Origin of the sequence: Ruegeria faecimaris, from assembly GCF_900182615.1 — a bacterium.
Classification (GTDB): Bacteria; Pseudomonadota; Alphaproteobacteria; order Rhodobacterales; family Rhodobacteraceae; genus Ruegeria; species Ruegeria faecimaris.
The window spans coordinates 1-16,144 of the sequence record NZ_FXTE01000024.1; the positions used below are offsets into that span (position 1 = coordinate 1).

Consider the following 16,144-nt stretch of genomic DNA (forward strand, 5'->3'; position numbering starts at 1 on the left):
TTTGGCTGGCTCAAGGATTGGCGCCGTGTGGCAACCCGTTACGACAGGTGCCCGAAGGTCTTCCTCTCAGCAATCGCCATCGCAGCTCTCGTCATCTATTGGCTATGAGTCCTGACCCTAGGCGCCAACAGTTCGACCAACCGGTTTCCTCGAACCGGACCTTCATGCAAAGCGCAGCATTTTCAACCGCTCAAGACCCAAAGCGCGCACACAGCGGACTTCTGCCGACAGGTTACTGTCGTCTTCTGTTCACATACTGATATCATCAAGCCCGGCAAAAGGTCTGATCTGTCCGGAAGAGCAGACGCTCGCTTAAATGCCGCGAATATTGGCATCGGACCCAGGTGAAATCAAAGTGCAACCGTGCATAACACCGCGCAGTTCGGCGAGGCCGCGCATTCTGCCTATGAGCGGGTAGCCGGGCTGGGAAGGACGAGTGAGATCGTTCAGCAAAGCGTGGCCATGGTCCGGGCGCATGGGAATCTCATAATCTGATCGCCCCTGATTGCGGCGCCGCGTTTCTTCGACCATCAAGGCGCGAATTGTTGCAACCATATCTGTGTCTCCTGCCAAATGTTCAGACTCGGAAAAACTATGGCGATTGCGGTCGCTTGAACCGTCCCGCACGGTATTGCGAAGATGTACAAAGTGGATCCGATGGCCGTGCTGAGCAATGAAGGATACTGGGTCGAAGTCTTCGGCAACACCCAATGACCCGGTGCATAGCGTTGCTCCGTTTGCCGGGCTGTCAACGGCATCCAACACGGTCGCGTAATCACTTTGCGACGACATGACCCGTGGAAGCCCAAGCAGTGGAAAAGGTGGGTCATCTGGATGGCAACAGAGCCGGACGCCGAGGTCTTCGGCCGTTGGAACAACCTCGGAAAGGAAATCAACCAGGTTGGAGCGGAGGGTTTCGGGCGTCACGCCAACATATGCCTCGAGGTTTCGTTTCACGTCCTCAAGAGACCAATTGTCGTTCGCCCCCGGCAAACCAGCGACGATATTGTTCGACAGTTTCAGGCGATCTCCATCACCCAGATCTGCAAACCGGGCCCGTGCGGCTTCTATGATCACCGCTGAATAATCTTGCTCCGCGCGTTGCCTGCATAGGATGAAACAATCGAACATGACAAAATCCAAGAGATCAAACCGCATTGCGTGCCCACCATGTGGCAGCGGATGGCTCAGGTCTGTGCGCGTCCAATCCAGCACTGGCATGAAGTTGTAGCAGACTGTGTGAATGCCACATTCGGCCAAATTACGTAGGCTTTCCTTGTACATTTCAAGGTGTTGCCTTACCGGGCCGGTTTGCGATTTGATCGCTTCGGACACCGGAACGCTTTCAACAACGTCCCAGGTCAATCCAGATGGAACGCCTCCGGGCTGCTCAATCTGTTGCTGCCGCTCTTTGATGTGCTCGACTGGCCAAACCTCTCCTGTTGGAACATGGTGCAAGGCTGAGACGATGCCGGTTGCACCGGTTTGCCTGATTTCACCAATGGAGATCGCATCAGAAGGGCCAAACCAGCGCCAAGTCTGTTTCATGATCTTGCTACTCCTTGATCAAGACGTATCACTAACCCGACTCATCCTTACCAAGATCTAAGTTAACCGGGACGAGTGAGCCTTTGTGACGGACGACATGGCCTGCCAGACGACACCCCTTGCGTATGCCTGTTGCCAAATCATCCTGCCTAACAACGCTTACCAAGACACCTGCATTGAAACTGTCCCCTGCCGCAGTGGTATCGACAATGCCCCTCGCTGGATCAACGCCTACCTCTCCACGTTGACCTGCTTTTTGAAAAACCACAGGCTGCGCGCTGTTCTTGACGACAATCTGATCGACACCAGCCTTTGCATACCGATCCAACGTCGCAATTGAATCGCCGTCCCCGAACCATACGGCTTCGTCATCATAAGATGGCAGAACGATATCGGATTGCGCAGCAGCTTTCATAACTGTGTCTGTCATTTCCTGCGGCGTAGACCAAAGCTGTGGTCTTAGATTTGTATCAAAGGCAACAGTCGTTCCGGATGCACGTGCACGACGCAACGCAATTAACAGAATTTCGCGTGATTGTGGATCGAGAATAGCGAGGGTTATTCCAGAAAAGTAGATTAAGTCTGCGCCCTTAACTGCCCGCCCGAGTGCAATCTCGTCGACCGCAAGTTGCCTGGCGGCAGAGTCGCTGCGCCAGTATGAAAAACTGCGCTCACCATTGCTGAGATGGATGAGATATAGCCCAATCGTTTTGCCCGCAATGACTTGGACGTGCGTGTCGGATATCCTGCTGTCTTTCATGAACGCCCGCAGATCCTGCGAAATCGCATCATCTCCGACAGCCGTCAGATAGTTGACGTCGATATCTGCGGCGATTTGTGCAAGATACCATGCTGTATTGAAGGTATCGCCCGCAAAACCAAGCTTGAATTCACCAACCCGTTCAGATGGGGCAAGTTCTGCCATGCATTCGCCGATTGCCAGTACACGCATATCAGTTACAGAAAATCATCGCGGCGGGGCGTGAAACTGTCGACCAATGTCCCAGGTTCCAGGCATGTGCAGCCATGGGTTTGGCCGGGCGGGATGACAAAACTTTCACCGGGGCCAAACTCTTGTTCGTGCTCACCCAACGTAAACCGAAATCGACCGCTTTCGACATAGGTCGCCTGCACATGCGGATGGCTGTGCAGGGCACCAATCGCCCCGGTCGCGTGAAACCGGAAGGCAACAACCATGAGGTCAGGATGATCAGATAGCACCTGCCGCGTGACATGTTCACCTGTAGAGACGATCGGGAAATTGGGCACAGATTCTCTCCTTGCTTGTTAGGAAAACAGCATGCCACCGTTGAGATCAATGTTTGCGCCCGTGATGAAGGCACTGTCCTCGCAGGCCAGAAATAAAACGAGATTTGCAGCGTCATCGACATGACCCTGACGCTTTAGCGGTGCGTTGGCTTCAAAGCCGCGTCGACCAGCATCAGGTGTATGAACATTGTGAAAATCGGTATCGATCATGCCAGGACAAAGTGCATTCACACGAATGTCGGGGCCGACCTCTTTTGCCAAACCGCGTGTCATGGTCATGACCGCGCCCTTGGCTGTGGCATAGGCGACGGCACCCGGTCCACCACCATCGCGCCCGGCCTGACTGGCGAGATTGACGATAGTTCCAGACTTCATCCTGGACAAGCAAGCCTGCGTCATCAGGAATGTGCTGGTCAGATTCAGGCTCATCACGGCGTCCCAATGTTCAACAGACATTTCCGCAATGGTTTTGCGGGCGATCAGACCGCCTGCATTATTGACCAGAATATCGACGCCGCCAAAGGTTTCGACCGTGCGATACACAAGCGCGTCAACATCCGCCTTCTTGTTCAGGTCGCCCTGCACGGCAATCGCCTTACCGCCGTTGGCTTCGATTGCGGCAACAGCTTCATCCGCGCCGTTTGAGCTGGAAAAATAGTTGATCGCAACATTTGCGCCTTCAGAGGCGAGTTTGATCGCAACCGCGCGGCCAATATCTCGGCCTCCTCCGGTTACAATGGCGGTTTTACCTGCAAGTTTCATGTCGGTCCTTCCTATTACAAAGCGCCAGCTTCGCTTGTGTCACGGGTTTCAGTTGGCGGCCCTCTCAGAGCGCTCACAGCGCAAGTTGAGACGCCATTATCGGAACGCCCCCGGCATAACTGCCTTTGGGAGCCACAGAATGATTTCGGGGAATGCCGCCAACAAAATGAGGATGACCAGCATTGGGGCAAGGATAAGCACGACCTCACGCAGGACTTGCACAACATTCAGGCCGCCAATTGCCGCCGAGATCAGCAGGCACAAGCCGTAGGGCGGCGTCACCAGCCCGAAGGCAAGAGAAACGATACCGATGATGGCAAATGCGATTGGATCGACCCCACCCGCCTGTGCCACCGGCATCAGAACCGTGCCAAGGATGATGATTGTTGGGATTGCGTCGATAAACAGGCCAAAGAGCAGAAACAGCAGGGCAATCAAAATAGCTGTTCCAAAAGCTCCGAACTGCCATGCAGTCAAAACACTCACGATCAAGCGCGGCGCATCGTAGAAGGACAGTAGCCAGCCGAATGCCGACGCAGTGCCGATCGCAAACAGTGAAATGGCTGCAAAGCGTGCCGTATCGTAGAGGATGAAGCCCAAATCTCTGGGTGTTACCGTCCGATAGACAAACATACCCAGGATCAGCGCGTAACCCGCCGCGATGATTGCACTTTCAGTTGGTGTGACGAGGCCGCCCACGATACCGCCAATCACAAAGACCGGCGTCAAAAGAGCCAGTGCGGCACCTTTCCAAGCGGCCCAGAACTCACCCCAATTAGGCGTCGCTGTCACCGGGTAATTGCGGGCTTTTGCGAAGCCATAGACCGTGGCCATCAAGGCAAGGCCAATCATCAGGCCCGGAATTGCACCACCCAGAAACAACGCGCCGACAGAGACCTGCATGACACCGCCCCAGACGATCATCAGGATCGATGGTGGGATGATGACCCCCATCACCGAAGAGCAGGCGGTAATGGCAACGGCAAACCGTGTATCGTATCCTTCTTTTTGCATGGCAGGGATCAGGATTTTTCCGATACCCGCCGCATCTGCTGTAGAAGACCCTGAGATACCTGCGAACAGCATCGACACAGCGACATTTACATGACCCAATCCGCCGGGCATCCAGCCGGTTAGCACACGGGCCAGTTCGATCAGCCGGTCGGTTACTTTGCCGGAATTCATCAGGTTGGCCGCCAGTAGAAAGAATGGAACGGCCAATAAGATGAAGGAGTTATAGGATTGGAACATCCGATCCAGCACGATGAACGGGGTCAGCCGCAGCTCAAGCAACACAACCGGGAGGGTCGCCAAACCCAATGCGAATGCCACTGGGATGCGGATGAAAATCAGCACCAGAAAGCCAGCAATAAGCATCGTGGCGGCAGTTGCAGTATCGAGGATCATGTCTGGCTGCTCTCTCGGTTTAGATATTTCGCGATGGTTTCGGACAACCGGTAGCCTGACAGGAGAAACCAAAACCCTCCGGCAATCGGGACCGAGATGTGCGTAATCGCAAGATTTGCACGCATCATTACCGACCGCTGTTTGCCCCCAAATTCGGTGTATTCGATGCCGTAAAACAGGAAGAACGCCCCAAAAATCATGATGGCAACGTGAACGATGCCGTCTTGGAACAAACGTGGCAGCGGTCTCATTGCGTTGCGGGTAATCCGAACGTCAAAATGGGTGCCGTCCCAAACAGCGACAATAGACCCAATCATCACAATCCAGACGAACAGGAACGTCGCCAGTTCTTCGGTCCAAAGATAAGTTGGGATCAAACCGGTGTAGCGGGAGACAACTTGCATCGCGACCGGTATCGCCAATGCCCCCATCATCACGCCAAGCAATATACGAAGCCCAGTGCAGAACCTATCCAGATATTTTCCAAGCATGTTCCACCCTACATCGCAATGTGACGCGCCAAGCGCATCGGGATTTATGCCAACGGGCGAGTTTGATTACTTACTCGCCCGTCAGCTGGGAGATCACATTCCGCGAACGTTGTTGAGCAGTTCTGTCGCCCCCAGCTCTTCGGCATAGGCGTCCTGCACTGGCTGAACCAGTTCCAGCATTTTCTCGCGACCCTCGAACTCATGCACTTCGATCTGACCTGCGTCGATCATTGCTTGAAGTTTTTCGCCGTCCTGACCGCTCTCCAACGCGCGGCCAAAAGCACCGGCCTCGGCGCCGGCATCCATGATAGCGGCTTGCAACTCAGCAGGCAGTTCATCGAAGATTTTTGCTGACATCACAATTGGGCGCACCGTGATCGTGTGCTGGGTCAATGAGACATGCGGCGCAACTTCGTAGAACTTCAGGTTCTGGATCGAGGCCGCTTCATTCTCAAATCCGGCAATAACGCCTGTTTGGATTGCGTTATAGACTTCGTTGTAGGCAATGGCAGATGGTGCCGCGCCAACAGCTGAGAATGTCTGGGCCTGAATTGGGGCCCCCATGACGCGCATGCGGTGTCCGGCAAGTTCATCCATGTTTGTGATGGGCTCGGCTGAGGCCAGGTTCCGCACACCGCCGCCATGATACCCAACAATCACGATACCTGCAGCTTCGCGCAGATCGTCCTCAAGGGGTTTCAGCGCATCCGACGAAAGGACCGCATCCCAGTGTTCAAGATCACGGAACAGGAAAGGCATATCCATCAAAGGAATGGACTCTGAAAACACCGCCATGTTGGACGGGGCAAGGATCGTATAATCTACGGCGACACCTTGGTTGAGGTAGGTGACGTAATCGGATTCAACCCCAAGCTCACCATTCAGGCGCAGATCAAATTCGACCTCGCCATCATATTTCTCTGCGACCAGTCGTTCAAACTCGCGCAAGGTCTTAGTGAATGCATGTTCTTCATCAAACATGCTTGCCCCGCGCAGTGTGACATCAGCTTGCGCGGTCGAAACCCCGCCCAACAAAACAGCCGTCACAGCCAACGTCTTTAGTGAAAAATTGAACATTCTATCCTCCCAGATCAGGTTCAGGTCTTGTTTTCTTCCAGTCGTCTTTGACCGGCGATCGTGTTCGAAACCTTACAAGTGGTCACGCCAGATCAGCCTTCACCCCAATTTGGGTGATCTGATTTCCTCCCAGCTAGCACACTTGCTCCGCCCTCGTTGATGGGCACACCCAACACGATAACTGGGATACTAGTCAACATAAATTTTCTAGATGCTATTTAGATATGTGATATTTTCCTTTTAGAACAATGAATATAATGTAACCTAGTATCCTAATTTGCTCTATTAATTCTCTCTCTGATCTGCCACAATGTCGCCAAACAGAGGTTGGAAAACAAAAAATGGCAGCTTTGGGAAACCTTGAACGTACGACGAGTAGCGATGTTGTCTTTGACGAACTGTTTGGACAAATCACCCGCCTGGAGCTGCTTCCAGGGACAAAGATATCCGAAACGGATGTTGCGAAATCATTCGGGTTTTCACGCCAGCCTGTGCGCGAGGCTTTCACGCGACTTTCCAACCTCAATCTCCTTTTGGTGCGGCCACAACGCGCGACAGTTGTTCGACCGTTCTCACGCCAGCTCATCGCGAATGCCCGCTTTGTGCGTGCCGCAGTCGAATTGGAGGTCATCCGCACTGCCGTGTCAGATCGCGACAAGTCGGTAGACGCGGCATTAAAAGCTAACCTTCGTGAACAGGCGGATGCAATCTCAGCAGAAGATGTCAATTTGTTCCATGATCTGGACTACCAGTTTCACAAACTGCTTTGCGCCTCGGCCAAACAGGCGTTTGCGTTTGAAATCATCGCCGAAAACAAAGCGCAGGTTGACCGCCTTTGCATGCTGGCGTTAACCAGCAAAGAAGCAATGGATGATTTGTATCTGGATCATCAATCTCTTTTAAAGGCCCTGTTCAGCGGGGATGCGTGGGCGGCGGATCAAGTTCTTCGTACGCATCTTGACCGTTTGACGCCAACCATTCAGGCAATCTACACAACGCATAACGCATACTTTGATGAATAGGTAGCTAGATATCGGATGGCTTTTCGCCTCATCGCCCTAGTCTAAATTCATACATATTAGGTCGTGTTGACAAAAGGGATTCACAACGACCTCTGATCGTTATTCAAGCCGGTATCTGCGATGGAGGCCAGCTTGGCACGAAATCTAATGCCGGACGAGGAGTGGGCGTTCTTTGAACGGTTCATCCTTTCGGTCCGTGCCCCGAATGGGCGCAAACCTACCAATCATCGCCTTGTTCTTGATGGTGTTTTCTGGATTGCGTGTACAGGTGCCCCGCGGCGAGACTTGCCTGAGGAGTTTGGGAAGGGGTCGAGTGTCTACCGACAGTTCCGGCGCTCGACTCTCGCGGGGCTCTGGGAACAGATTCCGGAAGCCTTGACCGAGAGCAAGATCGTTCCTGACGCTCTTCAAATGGTCGACAGTACAGTGGTTCGTGCCCATCATCAGGCAGCGGGCGCAAAAGGGGGACTCCGCAACAGGGTTTTGGCCGCTCAAAAGGCGGCTTCACGACCAAGACCCACCTCCGGGTAAATGCCGCTGGGCTGCCGATGAGAACGGACATCACACCCGGCCAGACATCGGACTATCTTGGATTTGATCGGGTCATGCACGACAACCTGCCGGAGCCAGTCGTGCTGCTGGCCGACAATGGTTACGATGCCGACCGTATTCGCACCGAACTGCACAGCCGAAGCATTCGACCGGTGATCCCAATGCGAAAGTCCCGAAAGAGGCGCGTTGGGTTGGATTGGCCTCTCTACCGGCTAAGAAACCTGGTCGAGAGATGTTTCAACAAACTTATGAATGCTCGGCGAGTGGCTACCCGCTAAGATAAGACAGCCGAAAGCTTTCTCGGCTTCGTGGATATCACTTCAATCCGCCTCTGGATCCGCCATTTGTCAACATGACCTAGCAGTCGATAACAACTGCATTGTTGCGCATTGCCATGCCGGTGGAGCAGGAGCCATCCACCTCATCTCCTCCGACGGGCCTCACTGCAGCATCGCTAATCCTCGGGCAATGGTAGCAACGGGCCGTCCACAATCTGTGTAGGGCAGGCGGACAACCGATGCCGTATCGCATCTGAGGTCCGTTCAGAGCCCAAAACGACCAATGCTGCAGAGCGCAGCAATGTCTGTTTTTGAACGTGCTCAAGTCCTAACGGACAAAAGCCAGTGTCAGGACGAAGGGTTGCGCATTGGTTTATTGAACCAATCGCTTGGACAAAATCTGGACTGCCGCTTCAAACCTTTGCGGGTCCTGTGCTACTCGGGCTGCCAGTTGTGCGCCCTCGAGCAAAGGCAGTGTTGCGGCGGCTTCTGCTGCCGGATCGGCAACATGTAGGATCGTTCCATCGCCCTGACCCAGTGAAAATACCCTCGCAAGCCATTCGGTCATCATTGTGCGAAAACGGTTCATCTCGGCAATCGTGTCTGCTGATAGATTTTCTGTACTGGTCGAAAAAGACACGCACAGGCACAAGCTTTGACCACCTTCAAGTGCGCCACGATACCGCTTGATCAAAGCGGCCAAGCGCGTCGCCCCTGTTGCATGGTCTTGATCAATCTCGCCACAGGCGGTTTCCAAATCTGAATAATACCGCTGCATCAGCGCGACGGCCAAAGCTGCCTTGCTGGCGAAATGATGGTGAATGCTGGCCTTTGTGATTCCGACGTCGGCGGCCAGGTCGGCATAGCTGAACCCATCAAAGCCACGCCTGCGCGCGGCCCGTTCAGCCGAATTGAGCAGAGTTGTCTTGGTGTCGGTCGCCATGTGTTATCCAAGATTTTGGGCGTTTAGGCTGTGTAGGACATTCTCTGCCGCTTCCAAAGCACCTTCGATATAGCCGCCGAAAACCGGGGCGACCTCTGTTCCTGCGAAATGCAGCTTTCCGTTCCACAGATTGCTCATCGCCTTCGGTAGACCGTATGTCGGATGGGCATATAGAGGTACCTTATCCGCCTCAGTTGCAGTGTAAGGATCAATGGCCCAGTCTTTCAAGTAGAGCTTTTGGGGCTCGGCGGCTTCAGGCCCGAACAACCGTGTTAATTGAGCGTGCAGGTGCTGACGCAGCAGTTGTTCGTCCGCGCGACCTTGGGGCGGTACACCGATGAAGCCAAATAGCGCGTATGGTCCGCCCTCAGGGGGGGATGCATCATGGATTTCGACCATCGGTCCTTTCCGGCTCATTGCATCACCGGACAGTCCTTGTTTGCGCCAGAATGGTTTGTCGTACACCGCAACAGCCTTGGCCTGACCTGCCATCCATGTCGCGATGCCTTTCATGGTTTGGGCGGCTTCGGCAGACAATGCGGGCGAAAATGCGATTTCGGCCGCAACACGTGGGGGCACAGCGAGGACAGCTTGATCCGCGTGGATCTGTTCGCCCTTTGCCGTTGTTGCAATGAATTGATCGCCGGACATGTCAAGTTTAACAACCGGCGCGTTTAGCTGTTTGCGATGATCCGGCAGGCAGTTGGCCAATGCGTCTGTCAGAGCAGCCAACCCTCCCTTTAGCCGCCATGACCCTTCCATTGATGAAAAACCCTGCCCGCGTTGCACGTTGCCATGTTCATCCTCAAAGGTCTGAGCGCCATCGGCGAATTGGTCGAACTTTGTCAGACCAAACCGATCAATCAGAGCTGCAATACGTGGCTGGCCCGGCCAGAACCAGGCAGGCCCCATGTCAAAGTAGCCTGCCTCCAGATGCTGCGTCATGATTCGCCCGCCAAACCGCGGGCGGGCCTCAATCAGCATATAGTCGCGCCCTTGCGCCTCAAGACGTTCGGCTAAGACAAGTCCTGACAACCCGCCGCCGACAATCAGCGTTTGCATGCGCTAGAACCCTTCGGATGCCGGGCGCAGATCTAGCTCGTGCGTCCATGTGGATTTGGGTTGGCGGGCGAGGCTACAGTAGGCCTCTGCGATGTCCTCGGGCTTCATCATCTTGCCCGGATCAAGGTTGTGCAGGTCCCGAGATCGCGCTGTATCAATGATACCGTCCAGAATCGCGTGGCAGACATGAACACCTGCTGGTTGATACTCCCGTGCAAGCGATTGCGTCAGGCCGCGCAAGGCGAATTTTGCGCTGGCAAAGGCCGAGAATCTTGTACCACCCCGCAAGGACGCTGTGGCGCCAGATACAATGAACGTACCACCGCCAGCGCGGACCATCGGTTGCAGTGTCGATTGGGCAAGCAAAATGGCAGACTGCACCATCGATCCCCACGTGCGTTGATAATCAGCAAGCCGGGTTTCTGCGAAAGGCGCGATGATCAGTTCGCTCGTGTTGTGGATCACAACCTTGGGCGGGCCATGTTCTGCGATAACCTGTGCCAGGAGGCTGGGAACGGCACTCTCGTCCGTCAGGTCCATCTCAAAGAACTGGCCAATCACCGTTTCAGGTTGGGTGCGTCCCAAGCCAACGGCAGCAAAGCCATCTTTTGTGAAACGGGACAACAGGGACTGACCAAGGCCAGCCCCCGCGCCGGCCACAAGGACCAAAGGTTTTTCAACACTCATCAGACGGCAGGCGGTTTGGCGTGGGGCAAATGACCCGTCTTGATCCACAGCTTTGCCCCATCAGGGCCAGCCGTTGCAGACAGTTGATCGCCTTCCGGCAGTCGCAGCCATGCTCCTTTTTCAAGCGTATCGCTGCCTTCGGTGACGGAACCGGCAATCACCAGTATTTCGATCCCACCCACATCGGTATTTTCCAGTGTCGCGCCTGCATCAAGGTGGCTGTAGGTAACTGTTTCACGCGCATCACGGTGTAGTTCAGCCGTTGCGACACCATCCACAGGATCGGTCAGTTCTTCGGCCATGGTTTTGCGAAACTGATTGCGGTCGGCCATGTCGAACTGCCACAGCTTTACAAAGATCGTGCAGCCCGGCTCTGACCCCGGCGTATGTGCAGTGGTGGGAGGATTGCGCACATATGTCCCTTCGGGGAAGTCGCCATGTTCGTCCTGAAATACACCATCAAGCACGATGAATTCTTCGCCACCTGTATGGGTGTGTTCCGAAAATTTGCTGCCCGGCGCATAGCGCACTATCGTCGTGGCACGGGCAACTTCGCCGCCGATGCGGTCCAACATACGCCGATCCACACCGGGCATAGGCGAAGCGTTCCACTCAAGCTGTTCAGAATGAACAACCACGCGTGTTTTAAAGTCTGCGTTCAGTTCCATGTTTTTCCTTTCGGCTTGAGTGGTATCGCGTCCTTAACCTGCGATGCTGGGCCGTGCCGAGACCTTTGCACGCCATGCCGTCAGATTGGAGAGTGTCTCTGGAATGTCGACCTTCGCAAAGTCCGCAAAGGCAAGACCGGCAAACGCTGTGATATCAGCAACCGAAAACTCAGAACCAGCCAGATATTCATTGTCAGCCAGAACTTCATCCAAGTAAGCCATTGTCTGACCAGCAACTTGCTTTTGCTTGTTGCCCCATTCAGCACATTGATAGGTCTCAAGGTCTGGACCAAGGCCTGGTGTGGCATGGTGAAAGTAGGTTCCCACAGCATTCAGCAGACCATTTTCTGCACGCAGGTTCATCATCGAAATTTGCGCACGTTGTTTTGGTGTCTCTCCGGTCAGCGACGGGCCTTCGAAATGGTTGTCGATATATTCTGTAATCGCATTGCACTGCGAAATATGTGTACCGTCCGCCAACTCAAGGCAGGGCACAACGGCATCAGGGTTCTTGGCTTTAAAGGCCTCGGTGCGATGTTCGCCACCCATCACGTCAACCGGAACGAATTGGACCTGGTCTGTTGCGCCTTTTTCAGCAAGCGCAATGCGCACACGTGCGGGGTTTGGGAATCCCTCAGTATCATAGATTTTCATGTCGTCACTCCTTGTGAACTGACATCTATCTACTAGTAGGTAGATATCTTGGGCAAGATGTATTTTGGTCGTTGCGATAACAAGGTTGTTACGATGATAAGTTTAGCAGCGTCTGGATTTGATGCCAGCTTCCTTCGAAGCGGTCATTTGTGTCGTCCTAATGAATAACAATAAAGTCCCGCAAAATGATGTTGTTGCATGGATCGCCGAGCCGCGATTTCGCCGCCGCTCACTCTGACGCGAGCGGCGATACATCCCTACAAATTCAATAATGCCCGTCGCAACAAGTTTCCCAAGGCTACGTATCGTGTTACGAACTGCTCGGAATACGACGAAAGTCTCCGGCGTCAAGGTGATGTGACGATCTGGGTTTCTGATGATGTTGTGAAGAACTGGGCTTCGCCACGCCGCAAGACACGCGGCGGTCAATCGCTTTATTCAGATCTGGCAATCGAGATCAGTCTCACTCTGCGGGTCGTGTTTCGACTTCCGCTCAGACAAACTCAGAGTTTCATGCGGTCGATTGCCAGGCTGATGGGCATTGACCTCGTAGTACCGGACTTCTCGACCTTGTCGCGACGCGGTAAGCGGATGAAGATTGTCCAAAACCGGCGAGACGCAAATAAGCCAATCACCCTCATTGTGGACAGCACAGGCCTGAAAGTGCGTGGCGACAAGGGCTGGCATGGAGAAAAACACGGCATCAGGAAGGCGCGCAAAACATGGCGCAAGCTCCACATCAGGCTTGACCCGGAAACCGGTGATATCGCTGCAACGGAATTGACCACCGAACACGTGGGCAATGAAACGGCACTGCCAGATTTGCTAGCTGACATGGATGTTGATGTGAACCGCTTTCTGGCGGATGGAGCATATGACGGCCAATGTGTTGCAGACTGTCTGTTGGACAAGTTCGGATCCAGGATTGAGATCATTATACCCCCACCTAAAAACGCGGTTCGCGGCGAGAATGCACGGCGCAATCAACACATCGATACCATCGCTGAACATGGCAGAATGAACTGGTAAAGTGAGACGGGAGACAACCAGCGATCACGGGTTGAAGCCTAGATCGGCAGATGGAAACAAGTTATCGGCGATCGCCTGCAAGCGTGTGATCTCGACCGGCAAATAGCTGAAGCGAAAATTGCATCAAAAGCGCTCAACCGCATGACATCTCTCAATCGTTCGGAGTACGAACGCGTCTTCTAACGTGATGGGGTATGGGGCAAATTCGTCTCAAACCTGATCCATGCAACAAGGTCGTGGAATACCACAACGGAAATCTGGCGCCTAGTCCGACCGCCGATACCTGGGCATCAAAAAAGCTGTCAGTAGAACCCATAAAATTGTAACACCCCGCCATCAATCTTTGCCCACCGCAATAGTCCCACTTGCCTTCCCTACCAATCCACTTATGAAGTTCAATCAGTTGACCTAGGGGAAAGATTGCAATGCGCATGCGCGATACGTTCATCAAACCGATGCACCCGGAAGGTATTCGGTTTGTCGCGATCTTTGCCGCCATTACGGTCGGTCTGTTTCTACTGTCTAACGTTCTGGGCTGGATTGGTGTCGGTCTCACGATCTGGTGCTACTATTTCTTTCGCGACCCGGAACGCGTGCCACCCACTGGAGAAGGGTTGATCGTCAGCCCAGCGGACGGGGTGGTTTCGCTGATCGAAGCGGCGGTGCCGCCGAACGAGCTTGGGATGCCTAACACGCCTCTCACCCGTGTCAGTGTGTTCATGAGTGTCTTCAACTGTCATGTGAACCGCACGCCAATTGAAGGTGAGATTACCGCTGTTGCATATCGCCCCGGCAAGTTTTTCAACGCATCCCTGGACAAGGCCAGTGCTGATAATGAGCGCAACAGCCTGCGCATTCGTATGAAAAACGGTCAGGATCTGGCTGTTGTCCAGATTGCCGGCCTCGTGGCCAGACGGATCGTCTGCTTCGTGAAGCCAGGCGCAGCGATGCAAACTGGCGAACGATTTGGATTGATCCGCTTCGGGTCTCGGCTGGATGTTTATCTTCCTGATGGCGTGGTCCTACAAGTGCGTGTAGGGCAAACGATGATTGCGGGCGAAACCGTCCTTGCCAGTTTGCCCACCCTTGAAGAAAAGTAGGTAACTGGATCAGTGGCAAAACCATCCAAACAGGAAGAGACCGAGTTTGCGCTGATCCACTTGTTGCCCAATGCGTTGACCATAACGGCCATATGCGCGGGCCTGTCGGCAATCAGATTTGGCGTTCAGGGCAATTACGTGCTCGCTGTCCAGTTGATAATTGCCGCCTGTGTGCTGGATGGGCTGGATGGCCGTATTGCGCGCCTTCTCAGCAGTGACAGCAAACTGGGAGCCGAACTGGACTCACTTGCAGATTTCTTGAACTTCGGGGTCGCCCCACCGCTCGTTCTTTATTTCTGGGCCTTGCAGGATATACGCAGTGCGGCTTGGATTGCGGTTCTGTTTTTTGCGGTGTGCTGCGTCATGCGACTTGCCCGGTTCAATGTGGGCGGCAAATCCGAAACCTGCGATCAAGATGGGGCCTATTTCGAGGGAGTCCCCGCCCCTGCAGGGGCGCTGCTTGTCATGTTGCCAATGTATCTGTCCTTCGCCTTCGCCGATGCCCCTTTGCTGCCCAGTATATTGATTTGCCTTTATATGGTGATCATAGGTCTTCTGCTTATCAGCCAAATACCGACCTGGTCATTCAAGACGACGCGAATCTCGCGCGAGAACGCAAAGTTTTTTCTCATCGGTGTCGCTGTTGCGGGGGCCGCATTGCTGACTTTCGCCTGGGCTACGTTGATTGTGCTTTGTTTCGGATATGTGGGCACGGTCGCCTGGGCGTGGCTCGACAGGGGAATACCTTCTGACCGTTAAGGACTCGATATGGACATCAAAGCCGTTCAAACTTCCTATGCTCGCTGGGCCCCCATCTACGACAAGACGTTTGGGGCAGTTACCAATGTCGGGCGGCAGCATGCGGTTGATTTTATCAATAGACGTCCAGGCAAAGTTTTGGAGGTTGGCGTCGGCACCGGACTTTCGCTGGAACATTACGGGCCCGAAACGCAAGTGACCGGAATCGATTTCAGTGAGGACATGCTGCAAAAGGCGCGCGACAAAGCAAAAGATCTATCGCTGAACCATGTTGCCGAGCTGAGGCAAATGGATGCGCGCACGCTTGATTTTCCAGACAACTATTTCGATACGGTTGCGGCAATGCACGTGCTATCCGTCGTACCGGAACCGGAAAGGGTAATGGCGGAAATAGCACGGGTCTGTAAACCGGGTGGAAAAGTAGTAATTACCAACCATTTCCAACGAAAGCGGGGGTTGCTCGCATCCTTGGAACGCGCGATTGCTCCGGTCGCAAATACGATTGGCTGGCATTCTGATTTCGATATTGAAACAGTACTGCAAGAGGATGCGCTTGCCGTAGAGGAGCAAAGAACCCTTCCACCTCTGGGGATGATGACATTTTTGGTACTGAAAAAATCAGTTGTCACGTAACTGTTCAGTGAAAGAACTTGGTACGACTGCAAACAGGAAACTGAGCAACACCAGCTTTTCTTGAGCCTCCCCAACTGAACTGGTCCCCCTTTATGTTTAGGAAACGGAGGACCTAGAATGGCAAACAAGAGACCGAAGCCGGAAGAGATTGTCTCGAAGTTACGGCAAGTTGAAGTTCTGATGGGTCAAGGCATGTCCCGTCT

17 protein-coding genes and 2 pseudogenes are annotated in these 16,144 nt (G+C 53.9%); 7 read left to right on the plus strand and 12 right to left on the minus strand.

All coding sequences use genetic code 11. From position 1 onward, the window contains the following. A pseudogene (locus FN806_RS19935) lies at window positions 1-108 on the plus strand (IS5/IS1182 family transposase); the annotation flags it as partial. A gap of 204 nt (window positions 109-312) precedes the next feature. On the opposite strand, the gene uxuA reads toward FN806_RS19935, so the two are convergent. The 7 genes from uxuA to FN806_RS19970 all read right to left on the minus strand — a co-directional run bounded on the left by uxuA (window position 313) and on the right by FN806_RS19970 (window position 6,554). Next, window positions 313-1,548: a mannonate dehydratase gene (uxuA, locus tag FN806_RS19940; RefSeq protein WP_142640364.1), complete on the minus strand. Its 1,236-nt coding sequence runs from the start codon at window positions 1,546-1,548 to the stop codon at window positions 313-315. A gap of 31 nt (window positions 1,549-1,579) precedes the next feature. Next, window positions 1,580-2,500: a sugar kinase gene (locus tag FN806_RS19945; protein ID WP_142640365.1), complete on the minus strand. Its 921-nt coding sequence runs from the start codon at window positions 2,498-2,500 to the stop codon at window positions 1,580-1,582. Between the two features lie 5 nt (window positions 2,501-2,505). Further along, window positions 2,506-2,817 (minus strand): cupin domain-containing protein, encoded by a 312-nt coding sequence (locus tag FN806_RS19950; protein WP_142640366.1) that lies wholly within the window; start codon window positions 2,815-2,817, stop codon window positions 2,506-2,508. Window positions 2,818-2,835: 18 nt separating this feature from the next. Beyond that, window positions 2,836-3,579 carry an SDR family NAD(P)-dependent oxidoreductase gene (locus FN806_RS19955; protein WP_142640367.1) on the minus strand — a complete coding sequence of 248 codons (744 nt, stop codon included), beginning with the start codon at window positions 3,577-3,579 and terminating at the stop codon, window positions 2,836-2,838. A 96-nt stretch (window positions 3,580-3,675) separates the two neighbouring features. Further along, window positions 3,676-4,986: a TRAP transporter large permease gene (locus tag FN806_RS19960; RefSeq protein WP_142640368.1), complete on the minus strand. Its 1,311-nt coding sequence runs from the start codon at window positions 4,984-4,986 to the stop codon at window positions 3,676-3,678. Then, window positions 4,983-5,477: a TRAP transporter small permease gene (locus FN806_RS19965; protein WP_142640369.1), complete on the minus strand. Its 495-nt coding sequence runs from the start codon at window positions 5,475-5,477 to the stop codon at window positions 4,983-4,985. Before FN806_RS19965 ends, FN806_RS19960 begins: the two co-directional genes overlap by 4 nt. Before the next feature lie 93 nt (window positions 5,478-5,570). Then, a complete protein-coding gene (locus FN806_RS19970) occupies window positions 5,571-6,554 on the minus strand; it encodes a TRAP transporter substrate-binding protein (RefSeq protein ID WP_142640370.1) in 984 nt (327 codons plus the stop codon). 341 nt (window positions 6,555-6,895) lie between these two features. Between FN806_RS19970 and FN806_RS19975 the strand changes: the two genes are divergently transcribed. Further along, window positions 6,896-7,576: a GntR family transcriptional regulator gene (locus tag FN806_RS19975; RefSeq protein ID WP_142640371.1), complete on the plus strand. Its 681-nt coding sequence runs from the start codon at window positions 6,896-6,898 to the stop codon at window positions 7,574-7,576. 120 nt (window positions 7,577-7,696) lie between these two features. Next, window positions 7,697-8,484: pseudogene (locus FN806_RS19980) on the plus strand (IS5 family transposase). 295 nt (window positions 8,485-8,779) lie between these two features. Here the strand turns inward: FN806_RS19980 and FN806_RS19985 are convergent. From FN806_RS19985 to FN806_RS20005, 5 genes are read right to left on the minus strand one after another with little or no spacing between them, the layout of a single operon-like run. Then, entirely contained in the window at window positions 8,780-9,349 is a 570-nt protein-coding gene (locus FN806_RS19985) for a TetR/AcrR family transcriptional regulator (protein WP_142640372.1), read from the minus strand. 3 nt (window positions 9,350-9,352) lie between these two features. Beyond that, window positions 9,353-10,411 carry a flavin monoamine oxidase family protein gene (locus FN806_RS19990; protein ID WP_142640373.1) on the minus strand — a complete coding sequence of 353 codons (1,059 nt, stop codon included), beginning with the start codon at window positions 10,409-10,411 and terminating at the stop codon, window positions 9,353-9,355. Window positions 10,412-10,414: 3 nt separating this feature from the next. Beyond that, window positions 10,415-11,098, minus strand: a complete 684-nt coding sequence (locus FN806_RS19995; RefSeq protein ID WP_142640374.1) for an SDR family NAD(P)-dependent oxidoreductase — start codon at window positions 11,096-11,098, stop codon at window positions 10,415-10,417. Beyond that, window positions 11,098-11,766: a cupin domain-containing protein gene (locus FN806_RS20000; protein ID WP_142640375.1), complete on the minus strand. Its 669-nt coding sequence runs from the start codon at window positions 11,764-11,766 to the stop codon at window positions 11,098-11,100. The genes FN806_RS19995 and FN806_RS20000 overlap by 1 nt, the downstream gene beginning before the upstream one ends. A 33-nt stretch (window positions 11,767-11,799) precedes the next feature. Then, window positions 11,800-12,420, minus strand: coding sequence for a glutathione S-transferase family protein (locus tag FN806_RS20005; RefSeq protein ID WP_085822351.1), 621 nt, complete (start codon window positions 12,418-12,420; stop codon window positions 11,800-11,802). A gap of 198 nt (window positions 12,421-12,618) precedes the next feature. Here FN806_RS20005 and FN806_RS20010 point away from each other — a divergent pair, with 198 nt between their 5' ends. The 4 genes from FN806_RS20010 to FN806_RS20025 all read left to right on the plus strand — a co-directional run bounded on the left by FN806_RS20010 (window position 12,619) and on the right by FN806_RS20025 (window position 15,941). Beyond that, window positions 12,619-13,449 carry an IS5 family transposase gene (locus FN806_RS20010; RefSeq protein ID WP_246097362.1) on the plus strand — a complete coding sequence of 277 codons (831 nt, stop codon included), beginning with the start codon at window positions 12,619-12,621 and terminating at the stop codon, window positions 13,447-13,449. A gap of 425 nt (window positions 13,450-13,874) precedes the next feature. Further along, window positions 13,875-14,549 (plus strand): phosphatidylserine decarboxylase, encoded by a 675-nt coding sequence (locus FN806_RS20015; protein ID WP_142640376.1) that lies wholly within the window; start codon window positions 13,875-13,877, stop codon window positions 14,547-14,549. Window positions 14,550-14,561: 12 nt separating this feature from the next. Continuing rightward, window positions 14,562-15,308 carry a CDP-diacylglycerol--serine O-phosphatidyltransferase gene (gene pssA / locus FN806_RS20020; protein ID WP_142640377.1) on the plus strand — a complete coding sequence of 249 codons (747 nt, stop codon included), beginning with the start codon at window positions 14,562-14,564 and terminating at the stop codon, window positions 15,306-15,308. 9 nt (window positions 15,309-15,317) lie between these two features. Next, a complete protein-coding gene (locus tag FN806_RS20025; protein ID WP_142640378.1) occupies window positions 15,318-15,941 on the plus strand; it encodes a class I SAM-dependent methyltransferase in 624 nt (207 codons plus the stop codon). Window positions 15,942-16,144 lie beyond the last annotated feature (203 nt).